The organism is Bradyrhizobium betae, assembly GCF_050632175.1.
Lineage (GTDB): Bacteria > Pseudomonadota > Alphaproteobacteria > Rhizobiales > Xanthobacteraceae > Bradyrhizobium > Bradyrhizobium betae_B.
Window position 1 is genome coordinate 2742481 of record NZ_CP192576.1, and the last position, 18472, is coordinate 2760952.

Consider the following 18472-nt stretch of genomic DNA (forward strand, 5'->3'; position numbering starts at 1 on the left):
TGGCTGCGGTCAGGATTGACGCCTTTTGCTAGATATCGGTTCCCCCCGACCCAAACAAGGGAAGTCGGTGCCGGGAGGGCTAAAACCGCCCTTACACCCGTCCTTGACTTGACCTTGCCGGGGACTTAAATGGCGCCCGGTTGTCGGCCGCATTAACCAGAGCGGCCAGCAAAGGGGCCATAGCTCAGCTGGGAGAGCGCGTCGTTCGCAATGACGAGGTCGGCGGTTCGATCCCGCCTGGCTCCACCACGCTTCGCCCTTCGGGCTACGCGTGGCGCAGCCACGACGGAGCCTGAAGGGCGAAGCGTGGTGTCCGGCGAAGCCCAAAGGGCAAAGACGGACTGTTCGAAGTTCCCCTCTACTTCCCCGTGAACCTCGGCGGCCGCTTCTCCATGAAGCTGGCGACGCCCTCCCGGAAATCGCTGCCGTTCAGCGCCACCATCATCTCCCGGTTGGCCTCGATCGTCGCCTCGGCCAGGGTTTGGAACGGCACCTCGTAGAGCTGCCGCTTGATCACGGCCATCGCGCTCGGGGAAACCATGTCCGCGAGGTCACGCGCATAGGCATAGGTCTCCTCGCGCAGTTTCTCGGGCGAGCAGAGCCGGTTGACCAGGCCGATCCGCAGCGCCTCGTCGCTTCCCACGCGGCGGGCCGAGAGCAACAGGTCCATCGCATTGGCGTGGCCGACGATGTGCGGCAGCATCCAGGACATGCCGTGTTCGGCAATCAGGCCGCGCCGCGCGAAGGCCGTCGTGAACACGGTGTTGTCGGCGGCAAAGCGCAGGTCACAATAGAGCGCGTGGACGAGGCCGATGCCGGCGGTGGCGCCGTTGAGCATGGCGATGACCGGTTTTCCAATCGACGGATAGAAGCCGTAGCGCGTCTGCCAGTCCGGACGGCGGTTCATGTCGAAGGGCGGCAAATTCGACGCGCGCCTGACGTCATTGGGATCGAGTCCCTTCAGCGCATCCATGTCGGCGCCGGCGCAGAAGGCGCGGCCCGCGCCGGTGAGCACGATGACGCGGACATTGTCGTCGGCACTTGACGACTCCATCGCATGGCGCACGTCGCGCTCCATGATCGGCGTCCACGCATTCATGCGGTCGGGACGGTTGAGCGTGATGGTCGCGATCTTGTCGCTCACCTCATAGAGAATGTGTTCATAGGCCATGACGCTCTCCCTTTGCCTGCCGGCACGCGTTCGCGCGCGCTCGTTGGCAGCGAGCCTAGCATATCCAGGGATGAGGCAAGGGCTTGCGCCAAGGACTTATGCGTAGGACTTGGGCGAAGGATCTGCGCGAAGCCGCGATCACTCGGCGGCTTGGGCCAGCACCGGCCGGCACGCCAGCCAGCCGTCGATGAAATGGGCGAGCCAGGCGCGTTCGGCGGCATCGTAGACGGCACGATCTGCGAAATGATGATGCCGCTGCCGCGCGCCCGGCGCGCTCAGACCGTCATAGCCGCGCGTGGTCCAGCGATGCATCATCGCGTAGGTCACATCAGGATGAAACTGCACGCCAAAGGCATTGCTCGTTCGGAACGCCTGAACCGGAAAATCATCGCCTTCCGCAAGCAGCTCAGTGCCAGCGGGCAGCTCGAAGCCTTCGCGATGCCAGTGGTAGACCTGCGCCGGCCAGGCCGGGCAGAGCGCGTGCCCCGCGGCGGTCGGGCGGATCGGGTAGTAGCCGATCTGGGTCAGCGCCTGCGCATGCGGCGCGACGCGGGCCCCTAACTGCATCGCCAGCATCTGCGCGCCAAGGCAGATGCCGAGGAACAGGCGCTGCTCGCGAAGCGGAATTTCGATCCAGTCGATCTCCCGGCGGACGTAGTCGTCGGGATCGTTCGCGCTCATCGGGCCGCCGAAGACCACGGCGCCGGCATGCCGGTCGAGCGTCTCGGGCAGGGGATCGCCGAAGCGGGGACGGCGGATGTCGAGGCGATGGCCGAGCGCGCGGAGCGCATTGCCCACGCGGCCGGGCGTCGAAGATTCCTGATGCAGAATGATGAGAACCGGCAACTTCGTTTCGGAGGCGGCCGTGCCCGGCGTCCTTTTCGCGAAGGGCACCACCTCTGCGCCAACAAACCTGTCCGTCCGGAACGACATGGCCTCTGCGAGTGCTATCGGTTCAGACCATCAGCATAGCTAAGCGATGGTTAACAACGTGTGAGTTCGCGCACACACGCTCGATACGAAGCAAGCTCCGGGCCACGCCGGACGCTTCAGTGCCTCTGCCGCTGGAACCGACTGGTGGCGGACAGGATGAAGCCGCGCGGGAAGAAACGCAGCGCGAACGGCACGATTTTGATGCCGAGGCCGGGCAGCACTGCCCGTTTGTTGGCCATCAGCCCACGATAGGCCTCGCGCGCAACATCGGCGGCGGAAACATTGAGAAGCGCCGTATTGTGTCCGGACCCGACCCGGGCGCGCGCCTGGAATTCGGTGGGCACCGGACCCGGGCAAAGCACCGTGACACGAACGCCGCGCGGCGCGAGCTCCGCCCGCAAAGCCTCGGTGAGAGAAATCACATAGGCCTTGGACGCGTAGTAGACGGCCATGCCGGGGCCGGGCAGAAAGCCGGCGACAGATCCGACGTTGAGAAGACCGCCCTTGTTCCTGATAAGCTGATCGGCAAATCGCAGCGACAGATCCGTCAGAGCCCGGACGTTGACATCGACGATGCCAACCTGTTCGGCGCGATCGCACTCGATCGCATCGCCGAACACGCCGAAGCCGGCATTGTTGACGAGATGATCGAGCTCGACGCCTTCGGCGGCGAGCGCGGCGGCGATCTTCTCGCCGGCGTCGGCTTGCTGGAGATCGCAGGCGATCACGATCGGCTTCTTGCCGCCCTTGGCAGCGAGCTCGTTCGCGAGCGTCTCCAGTCGGTCCGCCCGCCGCGCCGTCAGCGCCAGTCGGTGTCCGTTCGCGGCGAACACACGCGCCAGCTCCGTGCCTATGCCCGCAGAGGCACCAGTGATCAATGTTACCCGTTCAGTCACGATCGAAGTCTCTTGATCCAAGTCTCTTGAATTGAAGTTTTTTGGCCCGGCAATGACGGAACGAGAGCATAGGCCGTGCGCGACAGGCAAGCGGCGCTGACAGCATGGCGGCTTGAGCGGGCGACAGGGAAAGCAGGAAAACGGCGGATTCGGAAGCGAATCCGGAACCCCCGCGGCCCGAGCTACATTAAAGTTTCGTCATGTGGTCTGCACAACCGGCAATATGGCCGGGGTGGCGCGGTTCAGCCGCCGACAGCGCCGTCCTTGACCTGGCCACCGACCCGGTCCGCGACCGCATGCTTCAGGTCGATCCGGTCGCGCTGCGAAATCCCGAGCAGGTCGGAGGCCCGCCAGACCACGTTGTCCTCGAACTCCGTGACCTGGCCGTCGGCATAGACCAGCTCCCACATCATCTGGACGATGCGCTTGCGGCCGTCTTCGTCGAGCGAGCGCATGATGACGCTGGTGAAGTGATAGAGGTCGACCGCCTCGCCCTCGACCTGGGTCGCATCCGCGATCAGCCGATCCGCAGTGCCGCGATCGAGCCCGAAATGGCTTTCGATCAAATTGTGCAGCTTGCGCTGCTCGGCCGCCGTCGGCTGACCGTCCAGCGAGACCACGTGAACCAGCAACGCGGTCGCCGCCAGCCGGTAGTCGCTGTCGCCGAATGCGCGGTCCCCGTCCTGGGGCGCAACAATGTCGGCGATGAATTGGCGCAGGCCGTCGAGCATGGGGTCCACCCGAAATCGATGAAGCCGCTGGAGTGCGGCGTTACCAGCATTATATGAGCAGGAAACTCAACCGGCGCAACGTGCGTCAGTTCCGCGCGCTGCATTACGTTTCGGCAATCCGGGCACCGCCATCCCGGGGCGCGCGAAGCGCGAACCCGGAATGACCGGTTAAGGCTCACGGGATCTCGTACACCACCATCTTGTCGGCGATGCCGCGTAGCGCGGCCTGCTTCTGGATCGGCCTGATTTCGTGCTGCTTCAGCACCTCCGCCACGGCCGGTGCATCCAGCACCGGGCCGGTGATGTGGATTTCCTGCGCAGTCGACAGGCTCTGCACGCGGGCGGCGATGTTGACGGTCTGACCGAAATAATCCTGCCGCTCGTTGAGCATCACAGCAAGGCACGGGCCTTCATGGATGCCGATCTTGACGATGAGATCGTCGGTGCCGCGCTTCTTGTTGAGCTCGTCCATCGCCGCGCGCATCCGCAAGCCGGCGACGATCGCGTGCTCGGGGCGAACGAAGGTCGCCATCACGGCATCGCCGATCGTCTTCACCACCGCGCCCTTCTCGGAAGAGATGATCTCGAGCAGCGCGTGGAAATGCGCGCGCACGAGATCGAAGGCGGCAAGATCACCGACGCGCTCGTAGAGCGCGGTCGAGCCCTTCAGATCGGTGAACAGGAAGGTGAGCGACGTGATCTGCAGGCGCTGGTCGAGGCTGAGATTGTCCGCCTTGAAGACGTCGCGAAAGGTCTGGTTCGACAGCATCCGCTTGGCGGTGAGGAACGGCTTGCGCTTGCCGATGAGATGATGAAGCGCCTCGGCCGCGATGAACACCGACGGCAGCACGCGCACGCCGGCCTGGTTCTCCAGCGACAGCCGCAACGGTCCCGGCCGCATGGTCGTGGTCCCCGTCGGGGCCTGCACCTTGTTGTACATGATGGCGAGCTGCTGACGGTCCTTGGTCGGCTCCCCCTGAATGTCGATGAAATGAGCGGCGTGCGTCACCGGCTCGAAGATGATGATGAAATCGTTCGGCAGCTGCAGCGACATGGTCGCCTTTTCGCCCGCCGGCAGCTCCATCGTATCGAGCGTCACCTCGTTGGCGAGCGTCGCGAACGAGTCCTTGTTGAAATCGACGCCGGAACTCCAGAACACCTGCCTGAAATAATCCCACACGGGAAGCGTATCAGGATCGTGCGCCGCGATGCGCCGCACGCGCGGGTTCACGGTGAAGGAGACCTCGACCTGATCGTCGACCGAGGCCTTGTAGCCACAGGCGCAGAGCGCGCAGTGATAGTCGTCGGGCTTGAGCGCCTTCAGGGTCGAATGCGCTCCCAGCACGCCCCCGCAGCCCGGGCACAGCACATTCCAGCCGAGATCGAACAGCCCGAGCCGCGCCGAATGCAGGAAGCCCGAGATCGCCCGCTCCTCGTCCAGATCGTGCTTCCTGGAAAAATCGAGGACATTGACGCGGTTGAGCTCGTGATCCTCGCCATCGTCGATAAGACGCGCGATCGCATCGACCACCTTCGCGTCGGCGGTCTGCTTCAGAACGGAGAACTGGGCCTGGATGTCGCTCATGGCGTAACTCTATCAAGATGGATCACGCCGTCGGCCAGACCAACGTCCGTCACCGACGCGTGATGCGAAAGAGGGGTGAACGATCCGGCTGGGTCGTGACGACGCCATGCGGGATCACGGGAATGCTGTCGGCAAGCTCGACGCGGAACGCGCCGATCAGACGCGCCAGCGCCAGCACGGATTCGGCCTGTGCGAACGGCGCGCCGATGCAGACGCGCGGGCCGGCGCCGAACGGCAAATAGGCAAAACGATCGGGCGCCTCTTTCGACATGAAACGCTTCGGAATGAACGCGTTCGGCTGGTCCCACAGCTTCTCGTGCCGGTGCAGAAGCCAGGGTGCGATCATGACGATGTCGCCCTTGCCGATCTCGACGCCGGCCGCGTTGTCTTTCTCCCGCGCGGCCCGCGCGACCAGGAAGGCGGGCGGATAGAGCCGCATCGTCTCGTCGATCACCGCACGGGTGAATTTCTGACGATCGATGTCGGCCATGCTGTCGAGATGTTCGCCGCCTGTCTCGGACGCCACCTCTTCCTGCGTGTCCGGATCGAGCGCGAGCAGATAGAGCGCCCAGAACAGCGCCGTCGCGGTGGTCTCGTGACCGGCGAGAATCATGGTCGCGACCTCGTCGACGAGCTGGTCGTCGGAAAAGCCCTTGCCGGTTTCGGGGTCACGCGCCGCGTCCATGAGATCGAACAGATCGCGCGGCGGCGCGCCGTCCTTCTTGCCCGCGGCCCGCCGCTCGGCGATCAGCATCGCAACGAATTCGGTCCAGCGCTTGCGGAAACGAGCGCGCGGAAAATCCATCGGGCTCGGCCAGGACACCGGCAGCAGCATGTCGAGGAAATACGGCCGTCCCAGCCGCTCGCCATATTCCACGACGAAGTTGCGCAAGGTCGGGCCGTGCCGGTCCATGCCGAACGAGAACATCGTACGCCCGGCGATCTCGAGCGTCATGCGTTGCATGATTTCGCGCAGGTCGACCGGCGCGCCCGACTGCGCATCGAGCTTCACAATGGTCTCGTCCAGCACCGCCGTCATGTGCGGAACGAGGTTCGCGGTCGCGCGCGGCGTGAAGGCCGGCGCGAGCGTGCGGCGCTGAAATGTCCAGGCCTGGCCTTCCGCGATCAGGAGGCCTTCGCCGAGCACGGGACGCAGCATGCGGATGCCGGCCGGCGTGCGCGTGTAGTTCTCATAGTTGCCGAGCAGCACGTGCCGGATCGCATCCGGACGATTCAGGATGAAGCTGTGTTGCAGGAAGAAGCGTCCCTTGATGACGTCTTCCTCATAGGCGCGCTGCCCCCAGGTCGCGATCATGTTCTGCCGGAGGAGCGCGATCCGGCCGAGGAACGACATGTCATCGGGCGCACGCGGCGGGGTCGGAGGGACGATGGGCCGGCGCACACTGGCGATATTCATGGCTCCCTCCCGAGGGATGTGACGCAGTTAAATAGCTAATAAGTCAGTTCGGCAATCGCAATCCTGTTCTCGGAGGCAGGCCAGGGACGTGCCACAATTCGTTCTTCACCGAACTGGGCCACGATGTTACGCCCGATCTCGCTCGCCGGAAGGCGCAGGGTCGTTGCCGAATCCGTGGGCACGCCCGGCTTGACGTCCTTGGGCTCCTTGCCGTCCAGCAGCACGACGTCCCGCGGCAGCCCGAAATAGCCGCGCGGCCGCGACATGATCACGACCGCCCCGGCGTCCTTGTCCGCCGTCCCGAGCGGGCGCGCGGCGCGCAGATGGACAACGTCCGACGAGCGCGCGAAGGGCGAGCGGTAGATATGCGTGATCGGCGCATCCGGCGACGTCAGGACGAATTCGAGCGACCACGACGGCTCGACCTGCGCAGGACCCCAGCGGCCGTCCGCGCCGGTCTTCGCGCTATGCACGGCATTGCCCTTGCGCTCACCGGTTTCGGGGTCGACGCGGAAGATGTCGACGGTTGCGCCCGCCACCGGCCGATTGGTCGGCACGCCGCCCGGCGTGCCCGTGACGAGACCGCTCAACCCGACGCTCTGCGCCGGCACAATCGCGATCCGTGCGGGCTCGCGCCCCACGATGAACTTGTAGATCTCGCGGAAGGCTCTGGGGTGGAACGCCACCTCGCGATGATCGAGAGCGCCGAGCACCAGATTGGTCGCGCCCTTCAGTTCGGGGCCTTCAACGGTGACGCCGGTCGATGTGCCGGGCTTGCCGATGAAGCGGCCGTCGGCTTGCGCGTACTTGTCCATGCCGTCACTGCGCAGGGTGAGGAAGGCCGTGCCCGGCGTGACCTCGCTCTCGCCCTCGTTCAAACCGCGCAGGAACGCACCGCGGCCGTTGAATTCGCTGTTGGGCTGGTCGTCGGTCGCGAACACCCCGTGATTGGGCGTGCCGCACAGGACGGCGTGGCTGACATCCGCGGCACCGCCGTTCTTGATGACATTGCGGATGGCATAGCCGCCGCGCGAACTGCCAACCAGCGCCACGCGGGACGCGCCCGTGCGCCGCTTCAACTCGGCGATGGCGGCGGCGAGCTCGCGGCGCTGGTCCTCGGTCGAGGAGCGGTTCGCCTGCTCGACCTTGTCGTCGCTGCGCGCATTGGGATCGGTGAAATTGATCGCCATCATGCGATCGCGCGCAATGCCGTTGGATTCCATCCGCCACAGCGTCGTCATCCAGAGCGCGTCGTAGTCGCCATTGCCGTGAACGAACAGGATGGGCGGCACCTCGGCGCTTTGCGCGGCGGGCGCGGTCTGGGCCAGCGCGCCTGTCCGCAAGCTCGCAATTGCGAAGGGCAAGCTGCCCGCTCCCTGCAGAATTGTGCGTCGCGACAGCTTCATGTGTTCCTCCCGGGAAAGCTCGAGTCTTTGCACCGCTTATACCGGCCTAACCACTGGACAGCGAAGGACTTTCACAGGCATCACTGAACCTGCCGGAATCACCCAAGGACCGCTCCCAGAGCACTTCTGCCATCCGATATGGAAGGGGATATGACCGAGCAGACGAACCGTCAGAAAATTGCGGCCGACGGCATCACCGCCCCGCTGCGGTACACCTTGTTCCGGCGCATCTGGCTCGCCAGCCTGCTCTCCAATCTCGGCCTGCTGATCCAGGGCGTGGGCGCGGCCTGGGCGATGACGCAGATGGCGGCCTCAGCCGACAAGGTCGCACTGGTGCAGACCGCGCTGATGCTGCCGATCATGCTGATCTCGATGCCGGCCGGCGCCATCGCCGACATGTATGACCGCCGTATCGTGACCTTGATTTCGCTCGCGATCGCGCTGATCGGTGCGACCGCGCTGACGGTGCTGGCCTGGTTCCAACTGACCACCCCGGAAACGCTGCTCGTCTTCTGCTTCGTGGTGGGCAGCGGCAATGCGCTGTTCGGACCCGCGTGGCAATCCTCGGTCAGCGAGCAGGTTCCGCCCGAAGCCTTGCCGTCGGCCGTCGCGCTGAACGGCATCAGCTACAATATCGCGCGCAGCTTCGGTCCCGCGGTCGGCGGCGTCATCGTCGCCTCGCTCGGCGCGGTGGCCGCCTTCGCCTGCAATGCGATCCTCTATTTGCCGCTGCTGGTGGTGTTGCTGCTGTGGCGGCGCAACACCGAGCCGTCGCGCCTGCCGCGGGAAAAGCTCAACCGCGCCATGGTCTCGGGCTTCCGCTACATCACCAATTCGCCGCCGATCAAGATCGTGCTGTTGCGCACATTGGTGATGGGGCTGATCGGCGGCGCCGTGATGGCGCTGATGCCGCTGGTCGCGCGCGACCTGCTCCATGGCGGCGCGCAGACTTACGGCATCATGCTCGGCGCCTTCGGCATGGGCGCCGTCATCGGCGCGCTCAACATTCACGAACTGCGCAAGCGCATGAGCGGCGAGGCCGCGATCCGCGCCTGCACCATCTCGATGGCGTTCGCGATGGCAGCGCTCGCGGTCAGCAACGAGCCGGTGCTCACCGCAGCGGCGCTGGTGCTCGCGGGCGCGGTCTGGATGGCCGCGATCGCACTGTTCAATATCGGCGTGCAGCTCTCGGCGCCGCGCTGGGTCGCAGGCCGCTCGCTCGCGGCGTTCCAGGCCTCGATCTCCGGCGGCATCGCGATCGGCGCCTGGGGCTGGGGCCATCTCACCGACTATGCCGGCGTCGAAATCGCGCTCCTGACGGCCGCCGGCCTGATGCTGATCTCGCCGCTGCTCGGACTCTGGCTCACGATGCCGCGCGTCGGCGCCCGCAACGAGGACGCCGATGTGCTGGCCGATCCAGAGGTGAAGCTGTCGCTCACCGGCCGCAGCGGCCCCCTGGTGGTCGAGATCGAATACCGGGTCGCCCAGGAGAACGCGCGCGCCTTCCACAACGTGATGCAGGACGTGCAGCTCTCCCGGCAGCGCAACGGCGCCTATGGCTGGTCGATCGCACGCGACATCGCAGATCCCGAATTGTGGACCGAGCGCTATCACTGCCCGACCTGGTTCGACTATCTGCGCCAGCGCAATCGCTCGACCCAATCCGAGCGCGCGCTGCATCAGCAGGCGATCGATTTCCACGTCGGCCCCGATCCGGTGCGGATCCGCCGCATGCTGGAGCGTCCGTTTGGATCGGTGCGCTGGAAGGAAGAGACGCCGGATCGCGCCAGCGCCGAGGTGCTGCCCGTGGTCGCGACCGCGGCGGGCAGCAGCACGTAGGTCTTGCCACTCCGGGGCGCGCCGTCAGGCGCGAGCCCGAAATGACGATCACTGCCCGTGATCGGTCAGCACCTTTTCGCAGCCCTTGCTCAGCTTCGCGCGATTCTGCTTCAGGCAGGCGAGCACGGCGCCATCGCCATTGTTCATCACGGCACGGCAGAAGCGCGTGACATCGCGCGCGCAGGCGTCCTGTCCTGGCTGGTGCTGCGCCGATGCGCCCGATGCGCACAGGAGCAAAGAAACAATGAAAAGAAATCTGGTCATCGCGTAATGCCTCTTACCCGGAAGATGTGCGGGCGAAGCTAGTGCGACGATCTGTCAGCCGCAACGGCTTTATTGGCAGGCTGCGTGGCGCCGCCGCGTGGCTCCGGCTTGACGCCGGGGCACATCGCGAGGGGAGCTCGATGACGATGCGCGATGCGTCGCGCGCGCTTATTGGCTGTCTTCTACTGACTGTGTCTTACTGACTGTCTCTTACTGACTGTCCTGGGCGTCAGCGACCTTGCGTGAGGCGCCCTTGGCGAGATCCTTGTCCATCACGGCGCGGCAGCCGGCGCTCAGATCCGAGCGGTGCTTCATCATGCACGCCGTAATCTTCGGGATGTTGGGGATTTCCGCCGAACACAGGCGGAAGGCATCGCCCGTGCACTGCTGCTGCGCTTCGGCCGAGAAGGCGAAGCTCGAGGTCGTCGCGACGATCGAGACGATGGCGGCAAAACCCAGAGCCAGGCTGGTATCGCGGATCTTGCTGGTCAGGGACTTGGTAGAGAACGACTTGGTGTTCAGCGAGGTGGTCATTTGAAGCTCCCATTGGCGCCGCCGTGGCGAACGCCCGTTGTTGATGGGACTGACGATGCTCCAGCAAAACACTTTCGACTGTGATGACGGTCACGGGCCACCGTTCAACTGTGACATCGGTCACGTTGGCGCACCCTGCTGAAAAACCGGCGCAAACGGTGTCGTGTTGGTGTCACGTTAACTGTTCCTTCGCATTAATAACCGGGCGCGCGGGAAAATCCGCCGGTTTGGTTGCGTAATTGGAAAGAGTAGCGATGCGTAATGCGTTGGGCCTGATGCTGGCCAGTGTAGTTGCGGCGGTCGTGATCGCCGCCGGCGGTTGGTTTTATTATTCCTCGATCGCCGATCAGGGCGCTCCCAAGACAATTGCCGCCCGTGCCGCCGATCCATTGCCGGCACCGGCCAAGCTCGCCGCCAAGGATGACGTCTCAACCACCGCGACGATCGCGGCCAAACCGACGGCAATGGCTCAGGCAGCGGTCCCTGCGCCCGCTCCGGCCATGCCGGTGCAGCCGAAGCAGGCCTGCGCCAATCCGAACGCGCTGGGCGTTTCCCGCGTGGTCGAGATCGACACCACCGGCGGCCCCGGCTTCGGCTTCGAAACTTTCAAGCAATTCGACTTCCTGACCGACAAGGAGGTCGTGCTGACCTTCGACGACAGCCCCTGGCCGGTGAACACGCCTGCGGTGCTGAAGGCGCTCGCGGATGAATGCACCAAGGGCCTGTTCTTCTCGGTCGGCAAGCACGCGTCCTGGCATCCGGAAATCCTGCGCCAGGTGCTGGCCCAGGGCCATACGGTCGGCACGCACACCTGGTCGCATCTCAATCTCAACAGCAAGAAGCTGACGGAGCAGCAGGCCAAGGACGAGATCGAGAAGGGGTTCAGCGCCGTGAAGCTCGCACTCGGCACCAACCCCGCGCCGTTCTTCCGCTTCCCGCAGCTTCAGCACAATCCGGCCATGGTGAGCTATCTCGGCACCCGCAACGTCGCGATGTGGTCGACCGATCTGGATTCCTTCGACTTCAGGAAGGGCGCCACCCCGGAAAAGATCGTCGAGACGGTGATGACCAAGCTCGACAAGCGCGGCAAGGGAATTATCCTGATGCACGACTTCCAGAAGCACACGGGCGAGGCGCTGCCGACGCTGCTCGCGCGGCTGAAGGCCGGCGGTTACAAGATCGTGCAGATCAAGGCCAAGACGACCTTCCAGTCGCTGCCGGAATATGACGAGGCGGTGCTGAAGGATATGAAGGTGCCGACCGCAAACACGACCACGCGTCCGATCTCAAGCGTTGTGCAGACGGTTTCGCAGTAACGAGACCACCGCTTCGACACGCGCATGGCCGGGCTTTCGCCCGGCCATTTGCTTTGGGAGGAAGTGGCGACTTACCAATAGATGCCGTGGCGATGCAGCTCGCTGATGATTCGGCGCTCGGTCCAGGCGCGCTGGTGCTTAGGCTTGCTGGATTTCGCCGATGCCTTCGTCGCAGGCTGAGTTGTGGTCGGCGCTGAAGCCGTCGTCGTCACGGCAGGAGCGGCCGTTGCAGCGGGCGCAGGGGCAGCGGCGGGAGTCGCGGCCGGAGGAGCCGGGATTGCCGGCGGACGATCGACATATTTCGGAGCCTCGGCGGCAGGCGCGACTTCGCTGATCTGCGTCGTGGTGCCCGATGTCGACGCAGCTTGCGAAGCGGCGCTGTGGTCCGTCGCCGCGGAGGTCGACAGGCTGCGGTCGCCCGCATGGGCAGACGCGGAAGCCAGGACCATGGCGGCAACCAGAATGATCTTGCGCATGTGAAATCTCCCCGTGTTTGCGTAACCGGGACATTACGGGAGATGCGGCCGGGATTATGTGATCAGCCTCACACGAACTGCCAGTCCGTTCGAACCGGCCCGGCCGCGGTCAACATCCGCGCCGGTAGACCCGCAGGGTCACGTCCGGAAATGTCATGGAGTCGAGCAGGCAGAGCCCCTTTTGCGCATCCATGCGGGCAATGAGTTCGTCGCCGACGCGCGGCCCGACCAGTGTGTGCGGAATCGAGCTTGAGAGCACGAGGACCTCCGACTTCAACAGCGCATCCCCGGTCGCCTGCGCGTTCCGGTGAAACAGCTCGTTACGTATGACGAGATTCATTTTCGCCTGGGCCGCATAGAGGTGAATGGTCGCTGACGTGACCGGATAGGGGCTCGAGAAGCCGACGATGAGAGGACCGGGCTGCTCCGACTTCATGTCGCGCAGCAGCGACCACAGACGCTCGGTCGCAGCGCGTATGCTCTCCTGCTGCTGCGCGCTCAGCCGCGTCGCCGTACTGATCTGGCCGATGACCACGTGCCGGACAAAAAACTGGGCAGCAATTACCAGCACCAGCACCCGAGCAACCGTGAGCGTGGTGCGGCGGATGTCGTTTCCGAAACCGAAACGGGCAAGGAGCTCTTCAACAAGCGCGAAACTCACGCAGCCATTGAGCACTATTGCGACGATGAACAGGCCATAGAACATCGCGCCGAAATAATAGGTCTTGATCTCCGCCACCGAGGGAATGGCGTAGGAGATCAGAACAGCCGCGAGCAGAACGATTGCATCCAGCAGTGCGGCCTTACCGTGAATGGCCGCGAGCACGAGGCGCAGCAGCATCAAGATCAGCCCGATGGCGAACCAATAGTGCAGGCCGAACTGTCCTTCGCCACCGATCGAGAAGCGTAGCAATCCGGTCCAGAAGCTTTCGCCCGTAGCCCAGAGGTCACGCTGACCGACGAATACATTGAAGATGTAGGTGACGGTCTCGACCAAAGCGGGCCCGATCAACGCCGCCGTGGTTGCAATCAATAGCACCACGAACCACAGCAGCGCGCTGAACGCAGCACGGCTCGATAACCGCAATCCCCCGGCCTGGATGCAATCGACGAACAGCCGAATCGCAAATGCGCTGCCGAGCAATGCGAGTGCGGCGGGGAACGCCGTCGGCTTGATGCTGGCGGCCAGCCCACAGGCGACGCCAAGGGCGGCGAGCGACCGTACGCTGCGATCGAGCACGCCGCGATGAACGATCGCTCCGGCGGCAAGGCCAATGGCAAGACCCGAGGGCAGATCGGGGCGTGCTTCGGTGACCGTGTGCCACACGACCGGCACGCAAGATGCCGCAATCAAGCCCGCCGCGATTTCTAGCACGGGTCTGCGCCAGATCAGGCAGACGATCCCGGGCAGGAATGCAAGGACGACCACGGCGTGGACCAGATAGGGGCCAATGAAGCTGCCGGGAAAAAGCCCGAGGCCGATGATGGCCACCAGCGACGAGAAAGGCGCGTGCTGACGCAGCAAGTCCCAGAAGCTGGCGAAGATACTCTGATCTTTTGCAGCATTCATCCACTGCACGGCGTCGAGAAAATATGAAATGTCATCATAGAGCGGAGGAACGGATAGCCGGCCGTGCAACTGCGAGGCTTCGATCGACCGCGAAGCGACGATGGCGGTGATGCCCAAGGCGAGAATGGCGAGACCAGACAGTCGCAACCATGCGTTCCGGCCCGTTGTCCCGTCCCTGTTGTCGGTGCCCACCACTTGCCCCATCACGCGCAGTTCGTCGCCAGCGCATCGTAGTGACACCGTCAGCGCGTGCAACGCGGCTGCACATGCCGGCTTATGACGATTGGATGAATTGGAGCGCTGGTGCCGCAAGAGGGATTCGAACCCCCGACCCCGTCATTACGAATGACGTGCTCTACCAACTGAGCTATTGCGGCTAACCCTGCCGGGGCCCGGGCGATGCCGGCCCCGATACGCGCGCTTCTGATATCGGGCATGGCCCGAATTGGCAAGGACAAGCGGGGCGCGAAATGCGCCTCACGCGCCCCAGCGGGACCAGAATCCGCGCCAGCCGCCGGCCTGGGCTTTGGGCGTGCCGATTTGTTCCGTAAATTCATCGCTCGGACCCTCGTCGTCGATCCCCGGATCATCAGGAGCGCGGATGATCGGGACGACGGCAGGGATCGGGGAGGGGGCAGGCTTGCCGAGGTCGGCTCGGGTCCTGAAGACAGGAGTTGCCGCCACGGGCGGTGATTCGGAGGGCGCGGGGGCCGGATCGACCGGCTCGGCGGGCGTGACCGACGGCTCTTCCAGCGCGGCCGCAGGCGAATTGTCCTGTGCGGCAGGGAGCGTCGCAGCCGGAGCCGGTTCCGGATTTTCGCTCGGCGCGGCCGTCACCCGCTTGGGCGGCGGGGCTGCCAGCATGGCTTCCTCGAACGCCGAGGATTCGATTGTCGTCCCCCTGTCGGAGGGCAGGCTCGCGACCGGCGTCTGCCACTGGAAGGCATCGAGCCGGCCGGTGACCGGCGAGACCGGACGCCAGCGGTCGCTGACATAGCCGTCCGCGGTCCAGGCCGGATCGTGGCGGGCGCGCACCGCCCGCAAGGTCCAGGCGCGTGCGCGGCCGCCATCGCCATGTTCGGTGCGCTCGATTTCGGCCATCAAGAGCGCAACGCGCTGGGTCGGATCGTTGACGTAAGGCGCCAGCACCGCGCGCGCACGGTCGAACTCGGAGGCATCGATCGCGGCGCGCGCGATCGCGAGCTGGCCCTCGACATGGCCGGCCTTGTCGGCAGGCGTCTTGGCGGCAAGCGTCTCCACCCGCTGCAAGCGCTGCCGCGCGGAATCGCCGAGCTTCACATGCGCATAGGCATCCGCGAGATCGGGATGCGGGTTAGCGAGCCAAGCGGTTTCGACCAGTTTCATCGCGCGGCGCACCTGATGCGCCTCGCTCTCGAATTTCGCGGCAAGCACCGCGGCCGGCACCAGGGTCGGTGCGAGCTTGATCGCTTCCATCACGCTCTCGCGCGCGACGTCGCGGTCCATGGTCTCCAGCTGCAGGGCCCGCGCGGTGAGCAGCACGCCGCGCTGACGGCGATAGGCCTGCCTGTCGATCAGTCCCGCGGACAGGTTCGAATCGAGGATCGCAAGCGCGCCGCTCCAGTCGCCGCGCGCGCAGCGGAAGCCGAGCACGGCATGAGAAGCCCAGGTCGAGGACGGCGACAACTTGATGGCTTCCTCGGCGATCATCACGGCGCCGACCGCATCGTCGGAGCGCTGCGCTTCGATGAACAGGCCACGCAGGCCGAGCAGGCGGGTATCCTCGCGCTCGGCCATGGCGCGGAAGGCGCGCTGCGCCTCGTCGCGATTGCCTTCGAGCTGCGCCGACTGTGCATGGAGCAGCAGCGCGAGCGGATCGTTTGCGGCAAGCCGCCGCGCGGTGTCGGCGTGCCGACGGGCGAGCGCCGTATCGCCGTGACCGATCGCAAGCAGGCCGTGGGTGATGGCGTGGCGCCCGCGCGCATGGCGCTTCTCATGACGACGACGGCGCAGACGGCCCGGCGTGCGCCAGAGCGTCGTCAGGATGCTCCAGGCCAGCACGACGGCCGCGGCAAAGATGCCGAGCAGGAAGACGAACCTGGGAAGCGTCGTCGATACGCGGAGATTGCCAGCCGTCAGGACGAGATCGCCGGGCTGATCGGCAACCCAGGCCGCGCCGGCGCCCGCCAGCGCGATCAGAACGAGAAAGAGGACGATGCGAAGCATGACGATCCCTATACGCGCAGATTGTTGCGCGAACCTTTATTGAGCGGGCTTGACGAGATCCGCCATGGCTTCGTCGGCGAATTTGCGGGACGCGGCGAGCGCGGCATCGCGGGCATCGGCCTTGTCGAGCCAGGCCTGCGCCGGCGCGCGATCGGCCTCGGGCAACGTCTTGAGCTCGCGCCGCGCTTCGACAAAGTCATTGCGCAGTGCGGAGGCCGTCAACCGCGCGACGATGGCGCCGCGGTCGTTGCCGACACCATCGGTACGCTCGATGCGGACGAGTTTCGATGCCCCTGCCTGGAGACGCTCGACGATGCCGGCACCAGCGGCGGGAGCCTCTGCCGGCGGAGAGAGCTTCGGCACGATGTTGAGCAGTTCGCGGCTCAGCGCGACCGGCGTCGGGATGCCCGACGATGCGAACGCGTCGAGGGGCTTCAGCACATCCGGCTTGCTCGCCAGCGACCGCGCTGCGGACAGCTGCGACTGATAGGGGTCGCCATGGCGAACGGCAACGTCGAGCAGGGTCGCCGCCACCACATGCCGCAGCGGCTTGTCGTCCATCTTCTCGCCCTGTTGTGCGAGCTCGGCGCGTTCGGTCTTGCTTGCGCGCTCGAGCTGCGCGACGCGGTTGGCGAGATCGGAAGATGCTGCAACATCGCGCGGCGCGGATTTCGCATCGTTCAACGCGCTCGCGGTCTTGTCGGATTGCGCCCGCAGATTGGCGATGTCGCCGCGCAACGCGCCGACCGATTTTTCCAGAGCATCGATCCGCGCCGCCATGGCCGGATCGGCCGCGGGCTTGCCAATTCTGGTTTCGATCGCTGCAACGCGTCCACTCAGCGCGTCCACCGTCGTGCTCGTCACCTGCGGCGCGTCGGGCGGCGCCTGCACAGAAGGCCAGCCCAGCATCCAGCCGACCGCGATCACGATCGCAGCTCCGGCCGCTCCGGCGAATGGAGCGACGACCCATGGTGACACCGGCGCGGACGGGGGTACGACCGCAGCTGAGGCCTGCACCTCGGCAGGTTCCGGTTGCTGGTCAGGCTCGGCCAGGTCAGGCTTGGCCTCGTCGACGCTGGCCTGCTCATGCGCGGCCTGCTCGGGCGACGGCTGAGCCTCGGGCTCGCCCGCCACCGCCCGCGGCTGGGTGGAGACTTCGGTCGCCTCAAGCTCGATGGTGGGCGGCGGGCGCTTGGCGCGGCCGGATTCGGGAGCCAATTGTAAGTCTTCAGGCTTCCCTGCGTCTTCAGGCTTGTCGTCGGCCATCGTGACGGTTCCTCACACTTACATGCCCTAAACGGACCCGATTGCGTCGGATTCGGCCCGACCTCTTACGCCAAACGGGTGCGCAAAGCACGCTCCAAGGCGTCAAACAAGGCATTTTCGTCCGGGCTTGCGGCCACCAGAACCTGTGACGCGCCGGCATCGCGCAGCACGCTGGCGACCGTCTCGGACAGGCAACATTGCGGAATCGCCAGCGCCGAGATTTCGACGCCTTCGTCCCGCGCGGCATCCAGGAAAGCTCGCGCGCTGCGCCGGGAGTAATGCAGCACCGCCTCGATCCCATGGATGGCAAAGCCGTCGCATACCTCGCGCGGCAGCACCGTGACCGGAGCCATGCGATAGGTCGTCTGCGTCACCACGTTGAATCCTTCGGCGCCAAGTTCCGCGCCGAGATCGCGCGACAGATCAGCACCCGCCAGATACAGCAGCGTGCTTTTCTTCTTCAGCATCTTGTCGCGCGCGCTCTGCATCACTCTGTCGCGCAAGGCTGCGGCATCGCCGGCCGCGACGATCACCTCGGCAAAACCGGCGGCGCGCGCCGCGGCAGCCGTGTGCTCGCCGACCGCGAACAGCGGCAGCTTCAGCAGCCCAAGGTTCTTCAAGCCATGGTCCTGCAATTGCGGCGCAACGGCCCGGATCGCATTTCCCGATGTGACGATGATGGCGCTGTAGTTCGCTTCACTCTCGTCATGGAAGGCGACCGGCTCGAACTTGAGCACCGGCGCGAGCAGCACCACGTGACCCCGCGCGCGCAAATTCTCCGCCGTCGCCTCGTTGTCGGGATGCGGCCGTGTGACAAGAATGGACATCGCAGGTGTTCCCGAATCACGTGGCGGTGACGCATT

General features: G+C 65.3%; 16 protein-coding genes and 2 tRNA genes. 3 read left to right on the forward strand and 15 right to left on the reverse strand.

All coding sequences use genetic code 11. From position 1 onward, the window contains the following. Nucleotides 1-173 precede the first annotated feature (173 nt). A tRNA-Ala gene (locus ACQ86E_RS13270) sits at nt 174-249 on the forward strand. A gap of 109 nt (nt 250-358) precedes the next feature. Here the strand turns inward: ACQ86E_RS13270 and ACQ86E_RS13275 are convergent. The 7 genes from ACQ86E_RS13275 to ACQ86E_RS13305 all read right to left on the reverse strand — a co-directional run bounded on the left by ACQ86E_RS13275 (nt 359) and on the right by ACQ86E_RS13305 (nt 8139). Further along, the gene (locus ACQ86E_RS13275) at nt 359-1171 is read right to left on the reverse strand and encodes an enoyl-CoA hydratase (RefSeq protein ID WP_431205763.1); all 813 of its coding nucleotides are present in this window, start codon (nt 1169-1171) and stop codon (nt 359-361) included. Between the two features lie 138 nt (nt 1172-1309). Then, nucleotides 1310-2104 carry a glutamine amidotransferase gene (locus ACQ86E_RS13280; protein ID WP_431205764.1) on the reverse strand — a complete coding sequence of 265 codons (795 nt, stop codon included), beginning with the start codon at nt 2102-2104 and terminating at the stop codon, nt 1310-1312. A gap of 116 nt (nt 2105-2220) precedes the next feature. Continuing rightward, entirely contained in the window at nt 2221-3000 is a 780-nt protein-coding gene (locus tag ACQ86E_RS13285; RefSeq protein WP_014438914.1) for an SDR family NAD(P)-dependent oxidoreductase, read from the reverse strand. A gap of 242 nt (nt 3001-3242) precedes the next feature. After that, on the reverse strand, nt 3243-3731 hold the full coding sequence (locus ACQ86E_RS13290; RefSeq protein ID WP_431205765.1) for a TerB family tellurite resistance protein: 489 nt from the start codon (nt 3729-3731) through the stop codon (nt 3243-3245). Between the two features lie 175 nt (nt 3732-3906). Continuing rightward, entirely contained in the window at nt 3907-5316 is a 1410-nt protein-coding gene (locus ACQ86E_RS13295) for an adenylate/guanylate cyclase domain-containing protein (RefSeq protein WP_431205766.1), read from the reverse strand. Between the two features lie 49 nt (nt 5317-5365). After that, nucleotides 5366-6733, reverse strand: a complete 1368-nt coding sequence (locus ACQ86E_RS13300) for a cytochrome P450 (protein WP_431205767.1) — start codon at nt 6731-6733, stop codon at nt 5366-5368. A gap of 35 nt (nt 6734-6768) precedes the next feature. Next, complete coding sequence (locus ACQ86E_RS13305) at nt 6769-8139, reverse strand: hydrolase (protein ID WP_431205768.1); 1371 nt, start codon at nt 8137-8139, stop codon at nt 6769-6771. 150 nt (nt 8140-8289) lie between these two features. Here ACQ86E_RS13305 and ACQ86E_RS13310 point away from each other — a divergent pair, with 150 nt between their 5' ends. Next, complete coding sequence (locus tag ACQ86E_RS13310; protein ID WP_431205769.1) at nt 8290-9978, forward strand: MFS transporter; 1689 nt, start codon at nt 8290-8292, stop codon at nt 9976-9978. Nucleotides 9979-10026: 48 nt separating this feature from the next. Here ACQ86E_RS13310 and ACQ86E_RS13315 read toward each other — a convergent pair whose 3' ends face one another. Further along, on the reverse strand, nt 10027-10242 hold the full coding sequence (locus ACQ86E_RS13315) for a cysteine rich repeat-containing protein (RefSeq protein ID WP_431205770.1): 216 nt from the start codon (nt 10240-10242) through the stop codon (nt 10027-10029). A 210-nt stretch (nt 10243-10452) separates the two neighbouring features. Continuing rightward, nucleotides 10453-10776, reverse strand: a complete 324-nt coding sequence (locus ACQ86E_RS13320) for a hypothetical protein (protein ID WP_431205771.1) — start codon at nt 10774-10776, stop codon at nt 10453-10455. A 254-nt stretch (nt 10777-11030) separates the two neighbouring features. On the opposite strand from ACQ86E_RS13320, the gene ACQ86E_RS13325 reads away from it, so the two are divergent. Further along, a complete protein-coding gene (locus ACQ86E_RS13325; RefSeq protein WP_431205772.1) occupies nt 11031-12092 on the forward strand; it encodes a polysaccharide deacetylase family protein in 1062 nt (353 codons plus the stop codon). A gap of 71 nt (nt 12093-12163) precedes the next feature. Here ACQ86E_RS13325 and ACQ86E_RS13330 read toward each other — a convergent pair whose 3' ends face one another. The 6 genes from ACQ86E_RS13330 to ACQ86E_RS13355 all read right to left on the reverse strand — a co-directional run bounded on the left by ACQ86E_RS13330 (nt 12164) and on the right by ACQ86E_RS13355 (nt 18436). Further along, a complete protein-coding gene (locus tag ACQ86E_RS13330) occupies nt 12164-12568 on the reverse strand; it encodes a hypothetical protein (protein ID WP_431205773.1) in 405 nt (134 codons plus the stop codon). A gap of 109 nt (nt 12569-12677) precedes the next feature. Beyond that, the gene (locus ACQ86E_RS13335; RefSeq protein ID WP_431205774.1) at nt 12678-14393 is read right to left on the reverse strand and encodes a hypothetical protein; all 1716 of its coding nucleotides are present in this window, start codon (nt 14391-14393) and stop codon (nt 12678-12680) included. A 46-nt stretch (nt 14394-14439) separates the two neighbouring features. Beyond that, nucleotides 14440-14515: transfer RNA gene (locus tag ACQ86E_RS13340), tRNA-Thr, on the reverse strand. Nucleotides 14516-14615: 100 nt separating this feature from the next. Continuing rightward, nucleotides 14616-16343 (reverse strand): heme biosynthesis protein HemY, encoded by a 1728-nt coding sequence (locus tag ACQ86E_RS13345; protein ID WP_431205775.1) that lies wholly within the window; start codon nt 16341-16343, stop codon nt 14616-14618. 36 nt (nt 16344-16379) lie between these two features. Then, the gene (locus ACQ86E_RS13350) at nt 16380-17609 is read right to left on the reverse strand and encodes a hypothetical protein (protein WP_431205776.1); all 1230 of its coding nucleotides are present in this window, start codon (nt 17607-17609) and stop codon (nt 16380-16382) included. A 65-nt stretch (nt 17610-17674) separates the two neighbouring features. Next, a complete protein-coding gene (locus tag ACQ86E_RS13355; RefSeq protein WP_431205777.1) occupies nt 17675-18436 on the reverse strand; it encodes a uroporphyrinogen-III synthase in 762 nt (253 codons plus the stop codon). Nucleotides 18437-18472 lie beyond the last annotated feature (36 nt).